Source organism: Endozoicomonas sp. 2B-B, from assembly GCF_053470045.1.
This window is the reverse complement of the sequence record NZ_JBLZMU010000001.1, coordinates 3,978,122-3,994,853: the sequence shown is the minus strand read 5'-3', so window position 1 is coordinate 3,994,853 and position 16,732 is coordinate 3,978,122. Positions and strand designations below refer to the sequence as shown.

Genomic DNA, 16,732 nt, shown 5'->3' with positions numbered 1-16,732 from the left:
CAGATTTGTAGCAATTTTGCAGGTTGCCGGAGTCGTCGGCAGATTGAGTGAAATCTTTGTATCCGTTTACAGGCGAATTCTACGGGACACAGGGTGTGTCATTATTATGTTTTTATTCGGTAATTACTTTCTATTAAAGCCAATAAATATATAAGTATAATGCCCCAAAAATCCGTTTTAAGGTGACCATCCCCGTGCAACACATGCTTATAAGTCTCTTGGGAATCGCAGTCCTATTGGGTATTGCAATATTATTATCGGACAACCGCAGAGCGATAAAGTTGCGAACCGTGGGTGGGGCATTTGCTATTCAGGCGGGTATCGGCGCATTCGTTCTTTATATCCCTGCCGGACAATACATTCTGGAAGCCATTACCAACGGCGTTAATGCTGTTATGGGATATGCTAACAGTGGTATTGGTTTCCTGTTTGGAGGACTGGCCAGCTTCAAGCTTGGCTTTATCTTCTTTGTCCATGTTCTCTCTGTCATTATCTTCTTTGCTGCTCTGGTGGCAGTGCTGTATTACCTGGGGATCATGCAGCTTGTCATCAAACTGTTTGGCGGCGCTCTGCACAAATTACTGGGCACCAGTCGCACAGAATCGCTTTCAGCTGCTGCTAACGTTTTTGTTGGTCAGACTGAAGCACCTCTGATGGTTCGTCCTTTCATCAGCCGTATGACTCAGTCCGAACTGTTTGCCGTTATGGTGGGCGGTCTGGCGTCTGTTGCCGGTGCAGTTATGGTGGGTTACGCCAGTATGGGGGTTGAGCTTAAGTACCTGATTGCTGCCAGTTTCATGGCGGCTCCGGGTGGCCTTTTGATGGCAAAAATTATCAAGCCTGAGACCGAGACACCTCATGATGACGTAGACGACATTGACGAGGAGGGCTCTGAAGAAAAGCCAGCTAATATTTTTGATGCTGCTGCTTCGGGTGCTGCCAGTGGTCTCAAACTGGCTGCCATGATTGGTGCCATGTTGCTGGCTTTCATCTCCCTGATTGCCATGCTTAACGGTTTGCTGGGTTGGGTTGGTGGCTGGTTGGGTTATCCTGACCTGACCATAGAACTGATCCTGGGTTATGCCTTCTCTCCTCTGGCTTACCTGATCGGCGTACCCTGGTCTGAAGCTCTGACTGCAGGCAGCTTCCTGGGTCAGAAAGTGATCGTTAACGAGTTTGTTGCTTTCAGCAGTCTGGCTAACTACGTCGATGCTGAAGCAGCAGCCAAGGCCGGTGTTGCCTTGTTGTCTGATCGTTCTCAGGCAATTCTGACCTTTGCCCTCTGTGGCTTCGCCAACATTTCATCCATTGCTATTCTGCTGGGTGGTCTGGGCTCTATGGCGCCTGACCGTCGTCAGGACATCGCCCGCTTTGGTCTGAAAGCGGTGGTAGCGGGTACACTCTCTAACTTGATGAGTGCCACTATTGCCGGTCTGTTCCTGGCCTTGGCCGTTTAAAGTCCGTTATTGGGTGAGTCGTAGTCAACGGCTCATTCAATTCTTCCTGACTGACTCCGCTATTTTCTATATTTTCTCTTCTATTGATTGGGTTTTCAGGGCTAACATTCAGCTATTTCAAATGGGCTACAAGACCCCCTCTGCTTCTCAGACCATGACGATTCTCCATCTGCTGTCGGGCCTAACCTGCTGGATCAGGTGCAGACCGGAACGGGAAGGGCAAAGGATCCTGTTTGCCAATAAGTCAGAAATTGACGCCGAATCAATAGGTCGCATCGAAATCTATGACAGTGACTCGACTGTGGATATGCCTGAGGGTGTGCCGCGCGAGAAAAGGCAGGGCAAGAAAAAGTCGGTTGAGAAAAAGCAGAAAGCCAGGGGCCGTATGAAAAGAAGGAGTGATCACTACCTGTGCCCTTGCTCGATGAAACTACGAAACTTCTACCTTGAAATGTTCTGTTTTGTAGAGGTTTTTTTCAAAGGAAGATATATCCGGGGATTTGCGTTTTCCCAGTCTGGAGCTATAACGACAGTTGCGCCATCTAGTTCGTAAGTTTCTTGTTTCAAGCAACTAGCAACTGTTGAGGGAAACGCTATGTCTGCAAGCCATTCCCCGGGTGTCGGTGAGCCATGTGCGGTAAGAGGCTCGGTCCTGTCCTACCGGGACGACCCCTTCCAGTCGCCGCTGGAAGAGTGTGTCGTCCACGAGCCCGACGGTGTGATAGTGATGCAGGACGGAAAGATCTCAGCTTTTGGTCCTGCTGATCAGGTCCTGCCCTCTTTGCCCGAGGGCATAGAAGTCACTAACTACAGAGATTCCCTGATTGTCCCCGGTTTCATTGACTGCCACGTGCACTACCCGCAGACGGAAATCATTGGTGCGTATGGCAAGCAGTTGCTCGACTGGCTGAATAAATACACCTTTGTTGCCGAGCAAAACTTCAGGGACAAGGCGCATGCCCTGGAAGTCGCGAAAGTGTTCCTGCAAGAGGGTTTGCGCAGTGGCACGACCACCTCCTGTGTCTTCTGCACCGTAGACCCGGTGTCGGTGGATGCTTTCTTCGAGGAATCCGAGAAGCTGGGGATGCGCAATATCGCAGGTAAGGTGTTGATGGACCGCAACGCGCCCCCGGAACTGATGGACACGGCGCAGAACGGCTACGACCAGACCAAGGAACTGATTGCCCGATGGCATAACAGGGGGCGCAGCCTCTACTGTGTTACGCCGCGTTTCGCTCCAACCAGTACTCCTGAGCAGATGGAGATGACCGGGGCTGTATGGAAAGAGCACCCCGGTACTTATTTGCAAAGCCATGTGTCGGAGAATCTGGGTGAGATTGAGTGGGTCAGGGAACTGTACCCAGCGCGTACCGGGTATCTGGACGTATACCACTATTACGGGCAGCTGGGTGAGCGCAGCATTCTTGGCCACGGTGTCCATTTGACTGAAGAGGAATTTCAGATCCTGCACGATACCGGAACGGCGATTTCCCACTGCCCAACTTCCAACCTGTTCCTGGGCAGTGGCCTGTTCAGCGTGGAAACTGCCATGGACAGCAAGCGGCCGATTCGGGTCGGTTTGGCAACCGATCTCGGTGCTGGCACCAATTTCTCCCAGTTAGTCACCATGAACGAGGCTTACAAGGTCGCGCAAATGGGTGGTTATTCCCTGAGTGCCCATCACGCTTATTACCTGGCAACCCGTGGCGCTGCCAATGCCCTGTACCTTGATGACAAGATCGGCAGCATTGCGGTCGGGATGGAGGCAGACATTGCGGTGTTGGATCTAAAGGCAACCCCGTTAATGGATTATCGCCTGAAGTACGCAAACGACCTGGACGAGGTTTTGTTTGTGCTCATGACACTGGGCGATGATCGCACTGCACGCGCGACCTACGTCAATGGCAATTGCGTGTACCAGCGAGTAGCCAGTGAGACACAAGCATGACATGAAATGAAATAGCTCTCCATCAAACCCGGCCAGACAGGAGTATCAGCATGAGTAGGCAAAGCACCCTGGGTGGTGGACAGGCCTGGATCAACTGGCTACTGGCAACCGCTTTTGTCGTTTTTGTTTTCACCTTCCAGACGGGCTATGCCATCACCAGCGTGGGCATGCAGGAAGATCTTTCGCTGACGGTGGCCCAGGTGGGTTTGATTGGCTCTATCTATACCTGGGCATTTGCCGTGGTGCAGTTCTCCAGTGGCTCTATCCTGGATCGCTTCGGCATTCGCTGGGTCTTGCCCATCGCAGCGGGCTTTGTCTCGGTTGGGGGGTTAATTTTTGCCAATGCGGATGGCCCCAAAGTATTGGTATTGGGGCAGGTGCTGATGGCCTTGGGTGCATCCTTCGGCTTTGTCGGGGCCGGCTTTACCGGAGGGAGCTGGTTCGGTGCTGCCAAGTACGGAATTATGTTCTGCTGGGTACAGTTTGTGGCGTCCGCCGCAGCAATTATTGGCCAGCGTGTGCTGGGCAGCCTAGTACAGGAATTACCCTGGAACAACGTATTGAATGGCCTTGCTCTGGGCGGAACAGCTCTGACGGCAGTTATGTTTATCGTGATGCGAGATCCGACACGGAAGGACCAGCACCTCATTCCCTGGGAGGGGGGGCGTAAATTCCTGCACGATGTGGTGCATGCGATCAACGAGGTGGCATCCATCCCGGACAGTTGGATCAACGCTCTCATTGGTGGTGCGACTTTCGGCACCATGCTGTCTATGGGGGTGGTTTGGGGTCCCAAGTACCTGATGGTCGCGGGTATGGGGCAGACTGACGCGTTTTTCACCAGCTCGATGATGTGGGGTGGACTCGCACTGGGCGCGCCGGTTTGGGGTTGGCTCTCAGACACTTTCCGTAGCCGCAGGAAAACCATGTTCATTGGCTGCTTTCTCCAGCTACTGACCATTCTATTCATTCTGTTAAATCCTTCCATGTCACCGCAACAAGCGAATATCTTCTTCTTCGCCTGGGGATGGATGGCTGGTGCGTCCATGCTGAACTTTCCGATTGCTGCGGAGTTGGTGGAGCCACACCTCATTGGCACCTCGGCCGCCGTTGTGAATGCGGTGCAGTTCATTGTGGGCGGTATCATCATGGCAATTCCTGGTCGGGTCCTGTCGGGCTCAGGGCTGGTGGCGCGGATAGCCGATATAGAAGGAGATGCCGCGCAAACCGTCGTCAACTATCAATGGGCCCTGGTGTGTATTCCACTAATCCTGGCTCTGGCGTGTTTCCTATTTCTGTTCCTGCGAGAGACTTATCCTCACGAAAGCCAGGCCTAGCAGCCTGTCGGACTTAAGCGTCCGTAGCGAGGATTGCAAGAAATTGAGGATAAAAATCTCTGTTTCTGAGGAGAATAGCGAGCTATTTGACGAAAAAACAGGGATTTTTAGACCAATTTATTGCAACCGCACGACTGCATGGATGCAGGAGCTAGAGCAACGCAGGAGCAGTTGCCGAGTAGGACAGTCTTAAGTCCGACAGGCTGCTAGTCAGGGTGTTTAATGCCAGAGCGGCCGTTACGGTAGATTATTCAATGAACAAAAGGATCAGCAATTGCATTGCGATTAGCCTGTTGAGTTTTAACCTGTCGCAGGGGGCAAAGTCCGGATATTCGATTACCAGTCCAATGAAGTGCAGCACCACTTCGTTCGCTATGAGATACCGTTGCTGAATGAGTCCAAGGAAGAGAACGGCTATGTGTGATCCAGCGTAAAGACGGTTGGCTAGCTATGAACTTTTTTATCCGTTGACTGTCCAAGGGCATAGTTTTTCAAGAATGTTATATTGTATGAGTTGCGGATTAGCACTAACAAACTTTGCTCCGGCCAGTTTGGGCGCTTCGGGCAGAGAGGGATTGCAGCCATCACATTATGGTACCTCAGGAGCAAAGACCCATGAGGCAACAACAAAAAGTTCATCTACCTTAGATCCGAATGCTGCATTTTTCACAAAAAGCGCACTGTCTCAGAATGATATGGGTACTCTGACATACTTTTTTTTAGACATCCCTTGTCGTAGAGTAATGAGTTCTCTATCAGACAGGGGAAAGCCGGGCGGAATACTTTAATCAGATTCAGGAAGTTTGCTCAACTCCTGTCTGATAAGTGATGCAGAATCGGTAGTGGAACTTTGGGCGATCGCTTTATCCAATCATAATTAACGGGTGTGTTCATGCAGGAACGAGGGCAAGTTGCAGCCTGGGGTATCATTACCACGGTGCTCCTGATTCATTTAACCATGGCATCCGGAGTGCCACTGGGTGTTGATGAAGCTCACTATGCACTTTATGCCCTTCATCCGGCCCTGAGTTATTTTGATCATCCACCTATGGTGGGCTGGTTACAACTTCTGGTGGCACCGCTGGGGTACGATGAATTTACAGTCAGGCTTGTCCCTGCGATTCTTTATGCGTTAAGCAGTTATCTGGCATTCAGGGTCAGCAGGATACTTTTTCCTGATGGTCCGGTCTGGATCGGACTGGTGGCAGTCTTTCTGATCAATACGGCACCTATTCTGCAGTTGATGGGGTGGGGGCTGGTACCTGATCTGCCCCTGATGGTCTTTGGTCTCTTGTCGCTGGAATTGATTTACCGCATCCACCATGACAATTGTTTACCTTATTGGCTGGCTCTGGGTATCGTCTTTGGTTTGGCGGGGTTGAGCAAATATACGGCGGTATTCCTGCCCCTGGGCATGATACTTTTCATGATTCAGCATCAGGGACTGAGATGGCTTCGACAGGCCGGTCCATGGTTGGCAGCTTCGATAGCACTGGTGTTGATTTTTCCTGTACTCCTCTGGAATGCTGACAACGATTGGGCATCTCTGGCTTACCAGTTTAATCGTGGTGTCGGGGTTGAGGAGTGGTCATTAAAAGAAGCTCTGGTCATGCAATTGGCGCAAATGCTTCTCTATTCCATACTGGCTTATGTTGCCGCCATAGCGGCCATTTTTTCACTGATCAGGAAACGAATCCCGGAGCGCCACAGGGCATCTTCCTGGCTGATTATCTGGAGTGCTGTGCCATTACTGGCTGTGACCAGCTGGTCTGCCGGTGATGGCACAGTGTTGCCTAACTGGCCAGCCCTGGGTTGGACACTACTGGCGCCTTTGTCGGCCTATTGGATCTGCCATGGCTGGTCCCGTTTGTGGGTGAAAGGTCTGGTTGTTTTTTCTTCCATCCTGTCACTGGGACTGATTGGCTTTGTGTTTTTCTTTCTGGCCTTTATGCCTCTTTCTACTTTCCCTTTCATGACCTCAGCCATCAAGGACCTGGTGGGCTGGAAAGCAGCGGCTGAACAGGCGCAGTTATTGAAGCAGAAGTGGCAGAAAGAAGCAGGAATAGAATCGGTTCTGATGGTGGATAACTGGACCAAGGCCAGTCGCATAGCCTGGTATGCCTACCCTGAACCCGTGCAACTGCTGACCGACCGATTAACCCAGTTTGATTTCTGGCACGGCAAACCAGAATCCGGTAGTTATGGTCTGCTGGTACGCGATAAGAAATCAGCCCCTGAGAGTGGCCGCCTTAAAATACAGAACTTTTCCTGCATACTGGTCGATGAGACAGAATCCGGGCTGGACACTATTACGGTTAATCGATTCCAGTTTTATCGGTGTCAGGCCGCTCAGTAACTGAGGTTTTATTTAAAGCCTCATCCCCGGTCTATTGATGGGGTTTTTGTGCTTTTCTGTACGGCTTGCCTTTAACATTGATTTCATCAGTTTTTTTATTCTGTCTTTGCATATTCTTCTGTTTGCTGTAACTTGGTTTTTAGTGCTGGATAATTTCATCTGTTCATGATGAATCATCATTTTTATCGCTGAAAGCTGTTTTGACAGGGTTTCGAGGTTATATAAGGAATGTCCGATTTGCTCGGAGTCGATTCTGGCCGGTCTCGCTCAACAATCTATAAAGCCAGCTGCTTTCTGCTTCCCTTCGTGGCGCTGTTTTTAGTCACTGAGGTCAATCATTCAGTTTTTTATCAGGTCAATGACTGGGGTGTTGAGTCGCCCGCTGCTGTTTTCTGGGTGTTATTAACCAACCTGGGGGATGGCTTTTTCCTCTTTCCTCTGGCTATGTTGTTGTTTTATAAAAAGCCCGACAAACAGCTGGCGATTATTTTTACCATGTTGGTGGGTGACTTTTTATTGAGTGGTGGTAAAGCTCTCCTTCCCTTCTCACGTCCGGTCGGCGAGCTGGGGCTTGAAGCCGTTAATGTCCTGGGGCCTGTTTTAAAAACAGATACCATGCCTTCGGGGCATACCGGTACGGTTTTTCTTTTGGTTGGACTTTCGTTTCTTTATTTGAATTCACTCACTCAATACCTGCTTCTTTCGATTGCAATTCTTTCTGCAATCTCACGCATTGTTGTCGGGGCTCATTGGCCGTTTGATATTTTCCTGGGCGCCTGGGTGGGTATTCTTGCTGCTGTGACAGGGGACTTCCTGGCCAGTAAAGTGGCATCTGGCCTTAAGAGTCGGATGGTCTTTATTCTTCTGGGTTTGTTGTGCGTGGCTGTATTGCCATTCTACGACAATGGATTCCGCTCTTATAAAGTGATTATGTATTTACAATTTGTACTTGCGTTGCTGGCTCTGGTTTTATCCGCTCACTGTATGTTCTCTCTTTATCAGGACGAGCTGGAAGCTCGCATGAAACAATCAGGAACCCTGTTGAACAAGCTATTTATGACAGGGCAGAGACTGACCAAGTTCGGCATGGTAGGAGCCAGTGGATTCTTGGTGGATATGGGTTTTTACACTCTCTCAGTGCAGTGGCTGGGAGTGCCTCACTTGCTGGCAAGAGGTGGTTCCTATTGGGTCGCTGCCAGCTGGAACTGGTTCTGGAATCGTACTTTTACTTTTTCCCATGTCCCCAAAGAGAAAAAACTGAAACAGTGGAGTAAATATCTGACTATGTGTATGGTCAGTTTTATCCCCAACTGGGGAACTTATTATTTATTAACGTCCTTTGTACCTTTCTTTACGGAATACAAACAGCTGGCACTGATATCCGGTGTTTTGGCGGGCATGTTATTTAATTTCACCATAGCAACGGTATTTGTTTTTTCAGGACAAAAGTCCAATGTAGCTAAGGGGGCCAACCTGTGAAAGTAGATACTATGCGATGGGTTGATCATTATGTGGGTGTTCCACTCTGTTTTCTTTTAAAACTGGTTTTCTGGCCTTTTGACTGGATTCATAAGGGGCAGAAGACGGTTTCTAACAATGTACTGTTGATTGAGTTGTCTGAAATGGGCAGTGCTATTCTGGCTGACCCTTCCATGCGCTGGCTGAAGGGACAGGGCAAAACCCTGCATTTTGTCATTTTTGAGAAAAATGCGACCAGCCTGCAGTTGTTAAATACCATTCATCGGGACAATATTTTCCTGATTAAACCGGATAATTTATTCAGCCTGGCAATCAGTAGCCTTAAATTCCTGATCTGGTGTCGGAAAAAGAAAATTGATACGGTGATTGATCTGGAGTTGTTCTCACGTTTTACAGCCATTCTGAGTCGACTCTGCGGTGCCAGCAATCGGACAGGTTTTGATCGGGTTCATGAAGAGGGTCTGTACCGGGGTAATTACTTAACTCACCCGGTGATGTATAACCCATACAGCCATATTTCGAAAAACTTTATGACTCTGGTGAGGGCTTCTCAAAATACACCTTATCAGCCTTATCAGAAAGAGCTATTGGATGAGTCAATTCAACTGGCCAGAGCAGAAGTAAGCAGTGATCTGAGATCATCGGTGATCACCAAGCTGAAATCGCTTTATGTCGGTTTTGAACCGGGTGTTCAGCGTCTGGTGCTTGTGAACCCTAATGCCAGTGACCTGCTCCCCCAGAGACGATGGATGAAAGATCGTTACGTTGACGTTATTCGGACTTTGCTGGCCGAGTACTCAGATATTCTGGTGGTCATTACCGGTGCTCCGGCAGAACGTCCAGAAGCTGAAATTCTCAGACAGCGGGTGAAACATGAACGCTGTCTCAACAGTGCCGGTGCTTTTGAGTTTAAGGAGCTGGTTCCCCTTTACTCTCTCTCTGAACTGATGTTGTCCAATGATTCCGGACCTCCTCATTTTGCCTCCGTCACAGAACTGAAAACCTTTGTGATATTCGGTCCGGAAACACCCGCACTTTACGGTGCCCTCGGGAATTCAACTCCGATCTATGCCGGATTGCCCTGTTCGCCCTGTGTCAGTGCCGCGAATCACAGGAAGACCAGTTGCAACGATAACCAGTGTCTGAAAGCCATTGACTCCCGACAAGTACTGGATTTACTCAGGCCAGTGCTGGATAACAGCCTGATCTTGAAAGCAGGTTAGGGGTCGGGAGAAAGGATTCTCTAATTGCAACCGGTCATTACCAGAGCATGTGTTACACTAAATTTTAATAAAGTATCTTTTTCGATTATCGACGAGAGTTCAAGGATGAACCTGACAACAAGGATTCTTCGCTCACGCAAGGAAAAGCGTTATTCCCAACAAGTTTTGGCTGATCTGATCGGTGTCTCCCGAAGTGCTCTGGCTCAGTGGGAAACCGAAATGAGCAGTCCCAGTCTTGAAAATCTCCGCAAAATGGCTGAGCTTCTGGAAGTTTCATTTGAATGGTTGGCGACAGGCAGGGGGAATCAGTACCTGACTTCACCTGCAGATACCATCTGCGACACTCAAGTCGATGATGAGATCATTCGCAGCCTGAACAGAATGAACCTGAAGAAAAAGCGGGCCATTCTTAATGTCATGAGAGCCATGGGGTGATCGGCTTCAGAGGCTCATATTCTCACTTCACATGCTCGGAGGTGAGTTGTTAAAAAGTTAATTTTATTTCCGTTTTTTGCCCTTGCAGCCACAGGTGCAAATGCCAAAGTGACATTTGAAGGCTCGTTGGGCGTCTTAAATGGAGAGGCGACCGAGTTAGTCTATATCGACGGGGAACGAGCCAGCCAACTCGATTGGGAAACTTACAATGCCCCTGTTATCAAGCTAGGTGCAATTTGGGATTTAGACCCAAGATGGACATTTAATGCAGACTACTGGATGACACTGACGCAAGGCAATGGCTATTTGACAGATAGGGACTGGGAGTCAGGAATAGCTGAACCATCTGACATATCAAAACACCCTCACACAAAAACAACCAGGGCCTCTGCAATAGATCTAAGTGCTTCTTATTGGCTGCTTTCAAAAAGCGATTATAAAGTAGGCGTTACTGGCGGCCTGTTTGGCCAAAAAATGCACTATGAGGCACGTGGAGGTTCATATAATTACGATTTCGGTGAGGATGTAGGAACTATACCTCATGACACTCTTGGAGTTTCATACCAGCAAACATTTTTAACGTTATATCTGGGATTGAGTGGAGACTACAGAGTCGGAAAGTCTCAGTATGGTGCCCAAATAAAATGGAGCCCTCTGGTTAAAGCTGAAGACTTCGATACGCACCATCTTAGTGATACGACTTATGACGGCAAAGGCAGTAGCCATTCAACTTACACCTCTTTATCGTTTAATTACGCCTATCAACTAAGTCCGAGGATGAAAATTTACAGTGAATATACTTTCACAAAATTTTCTGAGAAAAACATTAATCTCAAGACCGATGATGGTTTTGAAACATTCTATTTGAAAGACGGAGGCGGAGCAGCCAGCGAAAGTTCATTAATATCGGTTGGACTAAAGTACAGCTTCTTATAGCTTGTATACACTATTGCTTGATAAAAGGCGCTGAAAAGCGCCTTTTCAATAACCAAGCATCAAACAACTATTTTTGGCTGCAATGAAAGAGGCTCACCGAAGGCCTGTCAGAACAAAAGCCTTATTGGCATTGTCCAGACAGGTCCTCTCCATTTTGCTTTGATCGAGCCGGTTTGGGTAGTGACGCGGTAGACAACTTTGTGTTGTCTGGTTATTTCACCACTTCCCGCAGTTTGTTTCCCGGTTTGAATTGCGGCAATTTACAGGCGGGTATATGAATTTCCTGGCCTGTTTGCGGGTTCCTTCCCTTGCGCGCCGCTCGATCCACCACTGAAAAAGTTCCAAACCCGATCAGCTGCACAATATCCCCTTTTGCAAGGGTATCCTGGGTATTTTGAATGAAGGCATTGACGGCCTGCTCCGCCTTGTTCTTTGAAAGGTTGGATTGCTCTGCGACCTTTTCAACAAGTTCTTTCTTGTTCATAGCGCGTCTCAACAATGATTACCTGTGGGTGAGAAGGAATACCCACCCGGAGCAACTCTGGATGGGCGACGGGCATCTCTGGTATCAGACGTACTCAGGATGAAGGATAGAGGCCATATTGCTGTTCCTCATAATTCACAACCAGAAGCGGCTGATGTGTGGGGTCCGGATAGTTGATGGTGCAAGCCGGATCATCGACGGACCGACAATTGCAATGGCTGTCGCTGGTATCCTGTTTATGGCGGATGAATATCTGGTCAATCAGATCCTTTCTGCCTGCCTGCTTCAGGGTGCAGAGCAGGGCAGGCAGTTCCGGGGCGCTGACATAATTTGCGTAATCAATAGTGGTGGTCAGGGCAGGGCTTTGCAGAAGTTCGTGAGCCGTGTGCAGCCTGATGGGGAATACAGGCTGGTGACTGGTGGAAATATCCGACAGTTCCCTCTGAAAAACGGGTCTGGTTCGATCAACGACGATCTGAGCTCCGAACTGTCTGGCAGACATTCCAGTGTCAGGGTCTTCAACCCCATGTGTTGTGATAGGGGTTACTACTGAATCTTCGTTGGCCATCAGTTTCCTCAGCAAATTCAATGCGGCGTTTTACAAAATTGGAAGCCGCCTAATCAGGAATTAAGACCGATGGATTCCAGTTTTGGTCACAGGCTGTCTGTTCTTGGTCAGTTTCCTACTATTCAGGCTTCTCTCAGAGCAGAACGACGGATCGGCTTAAGCAAGTAATCCGGAACCGATATTCTTCTGTGGAAGTGCCAACGCTGGTCTGCATTCCAGAAATAATCGGTAACGGGTTCTCGGAAGTGCCCGGATGGTTTTTTTTCGTTCTAACCCGAACAATATAGAAGCTCTTGCCGTTTTCGTCCCGAATCGTGTCGGCACTGACGTGTTCCACTGTGCTTTGGAGGCTACCATAAATGACAAAAATATAGGCAGTCACCTTGACAATGGCATTGAGCCAAGCCTGATAAGAGCAATGTATCCGGGGCCTATCCGTACCTTAATCCTATGAAGCTACTTTCTCGCTGCCTGACGGGCCTGACAGAAAGTAGCACTCAGGAATCTGGTCAGGCTTCCAGCTCACGCTCCAGCGGCAGCATGTGGTGTCTGGATTGAACCGCAAGCAGGTCACAGTCGATATTGCTGGCCAACTTCTCAGCCGTATTGCCCAGGGTCAGTCCACTGAGGCCTGAACGGGCATTGGTGCCCATGATCAGCAGTGATACCGCCAGCTCACGGGTCAGGTCCGGAATCATGGTCTCCGCTGGTGCAGTGACCAGGTGGATAGCGTCCTCGGTAATCCCGTAATCTTTGGCAAAATGCTGACAATTCTGAAGGTAACGCTCCTCATTGGTCTGACCGTCACCCTTGTCGGCGGATACTGCCAGCATTATGGTGGGGTAGGCAGAAGCCAGGTGCAGCTGTGCATCAAAATAGTCTCTGACCACTCTGGCATTTTCCATGATGGCCTTATTCAGCTGTTGATGGTCGGCATCTCCGGGATCGGCCTTAATGGCCGCGAGCATAGGCTCATTTTCCCACGGACGATCATGACGAACCAGAAGGACCGGAACCCGGCTTTTTCTCAGTAAAGCCCAATCTGTAGGAGTAGAGAAAGGCTTTTCCATAAAGCTTTCCTGCCGGAAATCCTTGATAACCAGATGACTGCGTTCCATCTGTCTGACATGGATAATGGTGTCGAGAAGGTTATTTCGCCACGACTCCTGACTGGTGACTTCTATACCGTCGGCCTCGACATTTTTGCTAAGTGTAGAGAGTACCTCAGCAGACGTTGCGTCAGGTTTGGGGTTCGGAGCCAGAATATGAAGACTGCAATGGGCTGCCCTGGCCAGTTGGGTGGCTCGATTGAGTGCGACATGACGGGCTTTGCGAGTATCAACAATAACGAGTATTCGTTGTATTCCTTGCATGGCCTGCTCCTTTATACCTTAAGAATTTCTATAACCCTGAGGGGGTCTCAACTCTAACTGTTTTTTTTATAGACTAATGGGATCGAACTGAATAGCCCGATGAGGAAAAATGATCTGCATTAATATCGTTAACTTGTTAATCAGAAATTTGTGACGATGGCTCTATTAACAGGCATCAACCCATGACAGCATTCAGCTTTAAAGGTAACGTAGTGCCTGAATTTTTACCCTTATTCAAACTTAATCAGGGTCGTTTACCAGGACCTGGTTGTTTGGATTTTGTTGCTAAGAGACATAGAAATAATGAGTGACCAGAGCCTGACCGAACTTTTTCCTGAACTGGATGCTTTTTTACCCTGTGTGACGCCAGATGAATGGATTGCAGAAGCGCTGAAAAATCAGGATATTCTGCTGATTGATCACGCCAATTGTGAAAAAAAAGCGGCTTCCACTGCCTTGAACCTGATGTATCGCTACACCGGGCATTTTCAGTTGCTCAACAAAATGTCGCGCCTGGCTCGTGAGGAGTTGAGGCATTTTGAACAAGTTCTGGCCATTATAAAAAAACGGGATATTCCTTATGGAACCCTGTCAGCTTCACGTTATGCCGGAGCGCTAAGAAAGCACGTAAGAACCTGGGAGCCTGCTCGAATGGTGGACACCCTGATTATTGGTGCTTACATTGAAGCCCGCTCCTGTGAACGATTTCACAAGCTGGCCCCATATCTTGATGATGAGCTGAAGAAGTTTTACATGTCACTGCTCAAGTCGGAGGGTCGACATTTCAAAGATTACCTGACTCTGGCAGAAAGTCTTTCAGAAGAACCCATAGAAGAGCGAGTGGCTTTTTTTGCCAAAGTAGAACGGGAAGCCATTGAGTCCGCTGATGAAACCTTCCGTTTTCACAGTGGCGTTCCGGCTACTGCCTGAAATGTAGCCAATCAGGGAATGGTAGATCAGCTTCGTAGTCTATAATCGAATACTTAGTGGGTTTACCCTGTGCTGTAAATTTTTTATTTATCTCTATAGCTGTTGCGTAAAGTGCTTTCAACTGACTCTATTCTTACGGCTTCTCATCTCTGATTTCCCACCTTCATTCTGATTCAGTTTGACTGGGATACTGGTTTTCGGGAGATATGCAATGCCCCTGCTGAAAAGAAAATCACTGCTGCTGATCGTTTTTTTTTCTGGAGCTGGACAGTTATTTTCCAGTTCTTCTCTATCGATTCTTGACCCAGAGGACCCGTCGAATAGTTTCAATGCTCTGATACGAGAGGTCAGGCCAAACTTTTGGGGGAACTGGGGGCTGGATCTTGCTATTAAGCCGGGTGCGATCGGTGTGATTGATACTGATACTGGAATATTTCATTCTGCAGGGCAGCAGATTTCCAAAATCTCTGTGGACTCCGGTGACATTTCTGAAGAGCTGAAAATATCGACTACTCATGTTAAAGGTCCTCAGGTAGCCTCATTTCCAATGAATGATCAGTCATCAAAAGCGAGCGTAAGTACGGACCTTAAATGGCAGTTCAGCAAACGAGGAGCGATGATAGCTCAATGGGATCTGGTAAAGGAGCACAGTTTGAAAGAGCCATTTCGGGTTATCAATGAGAATATGGATTTCTTGAAATCAGTCGCTGCAGATATGGAGATGTATGATCCTGGAGCCGATGCCATTTCCCAGGGGTTTGGAGTGGTAACCAGTGTGCTTCTGGCAAAAAGCGGGATGAATGTTGCGTCACTCTCAGACTCTTCCCAGTGGAGTATTACCGGCAAGGCCAGCAATTTACAGAGCATGCTTGGGCATGGTTCTGCAAAGGCATCTTACTCCAGCGCCGGGGGTGATACTGATGTAATCAGCACTATCTGGCCCAGTCAACCAAACACCACAACTGAAGATCTTGTTCCTGTTGCATACACCTTTGCGTCGATTAGTGGCAAGCAGGTCATTCCTTACTGGATGGAAGAGATTGAAGCTTTTCAAATCATCTTCGAAAACAAGGGGAGTTACTTTATCAAGGCAACCTTAAAGTTCCAGACTCCGGAAGGTGAGAAGGAGCTGCATCAGGATATTGTTGGTTTTATGACCAGAACTATGGAGGGTATTCCATTGAATGCAACAGAACTGGCCCTGAAAATGGAGTTTGTTGATGCAATACCCAGCACTACAGAATTCTATCATTGGGATACGCCGCTGGGCAGGTGGTCTTCAGGGAAAAGACATGTCGAGATTAACGGGTGGTGGCCATGGCAGCCTTCATTTGTTGTTCGGGAGGATCATATGACTACAACGTCAATGGGAATCCTGAAGGACGAATGATAATCCATAAGAAGCCATCATCGCTATTGGAAGATGGATAGATAGCAGTAGGTGCCGGGTCGGTATTATCTCAACTTACAGGAGTGGCTCGATACAGAAAGCGTCCATTTTCAGTCCTGATTCGTCACAGGTTAGCACCCAACCCTGCCGGTCCCAATCGCCAAGTACAATCCGTTTTCCGGTACCTGAAGCCAGCTCGACTTCATGGGTATCCGGGCGATGAGTGTGACCATGAATCAGCGTTTTGACTTGATACTTGTCCATTACCCGAACCACCTCCTCCGGAGTGACATCCATGATGGCCAGAGACTTCGTGGATTTGGATTTTTTGCTTTTGCTGCGTAATTTTTGAGCCAGTTTTTTCCGGTAACTCCGTGGAGTGAGGCGAAGTATGCCCAGAACCAGAGGGTTGCGGATAATCTTGCGGTAGCGAAGGTATTGCGTGTCACCCGTGCAGAGCAGGTCACCGTGCATCAGCAGAACCGTCTCGCCATTCAGGTCAATGACGCAGGGGTCATTGAGCCAGGTGGCTCCGGTCATTCTCAGGAAATCCTTGCCGATGGCAAAGTCACGATTACCTGCCATCACAAACAGTGGCTTGCCTGAATCAGAGTAGGCTTTGAGTTGACGGGCTATGTCATGATGAAAGGGTTCCATGGCGTCGTCGCCCACCCAGTATTCAAAGAAATCGCCCAGAATGTAAAGAGCATCTGATTGAGAAGCCTGCTCCTGCATGAAAGAAGTGAACGCCCGGACAATGTCCGGGCGTTCGGGTGTCAGATGCAGGTCAGAAATGAACTGTATGTTCATTCAATC

15 protein-coding genes are annotated in these 16,732 nt (G+C 48.7%); 10 read left to right on the top strand and 5 right to left on the bottom strand.

The genetic code is table 11. The features are described 5' to 3' along the window. The first annotated feature begins 203 nt into the window (after positions 1 to 203). From ACOMHB_RS15340 to ACOMHB_RS15305, 8 genes are all read left to right on the top strand, one after another. Entirely contained in the window at positions 204 to 1,457 is a 1,254-nt protein-coding gene (locus ACOMHB_RS15340) for a NupC/NupG family nucleoside CNT transporter (protein ID WP_448218646.1), read from the top strand. 595 nt (positions 1,458 to 2,052) lie between these two features. Next, positions 2,053 to 3,405 carry a guanine deaminase gene (guaD, locus tag ACOMHB_RS15335; protein ID WP_422133996.1) on the top strand — a complete coding sequence of 451 codons (1,353 nt, stop codon included), beginning with the start codon at positions 2,053 to 2,055 and terminating at the stop codon, positions 3,403 to 3,405. Positions 3,406 to 3,455: 50 nt separating this feature from the next. Further along, on the top strand, positions 3,456 to 4,742 hold the full coding sequence (locus tag ACOMHB_RS15330) for an MFS transporter (RefSeq protein WP_448217254.1): 1,287 nt from the start codon (positions 3,456 to 3,458) through the stop codon (positions 4,740 to 4,742). A gap of 892 nt (positions 4,743 to 5,634) precedes the next feature. Further along, on the top strand, positions 5,635 to 7,098 hold the full coding sequence (locus ACOMHB_RS15325; RefSeq protein ID WP_448217253.1) for a glycosyltransferase family 39 protein: 1,464 nt from the start codon (positions 5,635 to 5,637) through the stop codon (positions 7,096 to 7,098). Positions 7,099 to 7,326: 228 nt separating this feature from the next. Then, positions 7,327 to 8,577, top strand: coding sequence for a GtrA family protein (locus tag ACOMHB_RS15320; RefSeq protein ID WP_448217252.1), 1,251 nt, complete (start codon positions 7,327 to 7,329; stop codon positions 8,575 to 8,577). Next, positions 8,574 to 9,800, top strand: a complete 1,227-nt coding sequence (locus tag ACOMHB_RS15315) for a glycosyltransferase family 9 protein (protein ID WP_448217251.1) — start codon at positions 8,574 to 8,576, stop codon at positions 9,798 to 9,800. The genes ACOMHB_RS15320 and ACOMHB_RS15315 overlap by 4 nt, the downstream gene beginning before the upstream one ends. 105 nt (positions 9,801 to 9,905) lie before the next feature. Continuing rightward, positions 9,906 to 10,235 (top strand): helix-turn-helix domain-containing protein, encoded by a 330-nt coding sequence (locus ACOMHB_RS15310; RefSeq protein WP_422133991.1) that lies wholly within the window; start codon positions 9,906 to 9,908, stop codon positions 10,233 to 10,235. Positions 10,236 to 10,343: 108 nt separating this feature from the next. Next, complete coding sequence (locus ACOMHB_RS15305) at positions 10,344 to 11,171, top strand: omptin family outer membrane protease (protein WP_448217250.1); 828 nt, start codon at positions 10,344 to 10,346, stop codon at positions 11,169 to 11,171. Between the two features lie 211 nt (positions 11,172 to 11,382). Here ACOMHB_RS15305 and ACOMHB_RS15300 read toward each other — a convergent pair whose 3' ends face one another. From ACOMHB_RS15300 to ACOMHB_RS15290, 4 genes are all read right to left on the bottom strand, one after another. Continuing rightward, positions 11,383 to 11,655: an HU family DNA-binding protein gene (locus tag ACOMHB_RS15300; RefSeq protein ID WP_257254590.1), complete on the bottom strand. Its 273-nt coding sequence runs from the start codon at positions 11,653 to 11,655 to the stop codon at positions 11,383 to 11,385. A 94-nt stretch (positions 11,656 to 11,749) separates the two neighbouring features. Continuing rightward, complete coding sequence (locus ACOMHB_RS15295) at positions 11,750 to 12,223, bottom strand: hypothetical protein (RefSeq protein WP_422133989.1); 474 nt, start codon at positions 12,221 to 12,223, stop codon at positions 11,750 to 11,752. Between the two features lie 133 nt (positions 12,224 to 12,356). Next, positions 12,357 to 12,560: a beta-barrel domain-containing protein gene (locus ACOMHB_RS25750; protein WP_487247190.1), complete on the bottom strand. Its 204-nt coding sequence runs from the start codon at positions 12,558 to 12,560 to the stop codon at positions 12,357 to 12,359. A gap of 172 nt (positions 12,561 to 12,732) precedes the next feature. Further along, complete coding sequence (locus ACOMHB_RS15290) at positions 12,733 to 13,596, bottom strand: universal stress protein (RefSeq protein WP_448217249.1); 864 nt, start codon at positions 13,594 to 13,596, stop codon at positions 12,733 to 12,735. 303 nt (positions 13,597 to 13,899) lie between these two features. On the opposite strand from ACOMHB_RS15290, the gene ACOMHB_RS15285 reads away from it, so the two are divergent. Further along, the gene (locus ACOMHB_RS15285) at positions 13,900 to 14,526 is read left to right on the top strand and encodes a MiaE family protein (RefSeq protein ID WP_448217248.1); all 627 of its coding nucleotides are present in this window, start codon (positions 13,900 to 13,902) and stop codon (positions 14,524 to 14,526) included. A gap of 211 nt (positions 14,527 to 14,737) precedes the next feature. Next, on the top strand, positions 14,738 to 15,916 hold the full coding sequence (locus ACOMHB_RS15280; RefSeq protein WP_448217247.1) for a hypothetical protein: 1,179 nt from the start codon (positions 14,738 to 14,740) through the stop codon (positions 15,914 to 15,916). Between the two features lie 75 nt (positions 15,917 to 15,991). Here ACOMHB_RS15280 and ACOMHB_RS15275 read toward each other — a convergent pair whose 3' ends face one another. Beyond that, entirely contained in the window at positions 15,992 to 16,726 is a 735-nt protein-coding gene (locus ACOMHB_RS15275) for a UDP-2,3-diacylglucosamine diphosphatase (RefSeq protein WP_448217246.1), read from the bottom strand. Between the last annotated feature and the right edge of the window lie 6 nt (positions 16,727 to 16,732).

Coding starts and splice junctions, on each gene's coding strand:
- ACOMHB_RS15275 (WP_448217246.1), bottom strand. CDS start 16,726: ATGAACATACAGTTCATTTCTGACCTGCATCTGACACCCGAACGCCCG.
- ACOMHB_RS15330 (WP_448217254.1), top strand. CDS start 3,456: ATGAGTAGGCAAAGCACCCTGGGTGGTGGACAGGCCTGGATCAACTGG.
- ACOMHB_RS15285 (WP_448217248.1), top strand. CDS start 13,900: ATGAGTGACCAGAGCCTGACCGAACTTTTTCCTGAACTGGATGCTTTT.
- ACOMHB_RS15295 (WP_422133989.1), bottom strand. CDS start 12,223: ATGGCCAACGAAGATTCAGTAGTAACCCCTATCACAACACATGGGGTT.
- ACOMHB_RS15340 (WP_448218646.1), top strand. CDS start 204: ATGCTTATAAGTCTCTTGGGAATCGCAGTCCTATTGGGTATTGCAATA.
- ACOMHB_RS15325 (WP_448217253.1), top strand. CDS start 5,635: ATGCAGGAACGAGGGCAAGTTGCAGCCTGGGGTATCATTACCACGGTG.
- ACOMHB_RS15280 (WP_448217247.1), top strand. CDS start 14,738: ATGCCCCTGCTGAAAAGAAAATCACTGCTGCTGATCGTTTTTTTTTCT.
- guaD (WP_422133996.1), top strand. CDS start 2,053: ATGTCTGCAAGCCATTCCCCGGGTGTCGGTGAGCCATGTGCGGTAAGA.
- ACOMHB_RS15310 (WP_422133991.1), top strand. CDS start 9,906: ATGAACCTGACAACAAGGATTCTTCGCTCACGCAAGGAAAAGCGTTAT.
- ACOMHB_RS15300 (WP_257254590.1), bottom strand. CDS start 11,655: ATGAACAAGAAAGAACTTGTTGAAAAGGTCGCAGAGCAATCCAACCTT.
- ACOMHB_RS15320 (WP_448217252.1), top strand. CDS start 7,327: ATGTCCGATTTGCTCGGAGTCGATTCTGGCCGGTCTCGCTCAACAATC.
- ACOMHB_RS15290 (WP_448217249.1), bottom strand. CDS start 13,596: ATGCAAGGAATACAACGAATACTCGTTATTGTTGATACTCGCAAAGCC.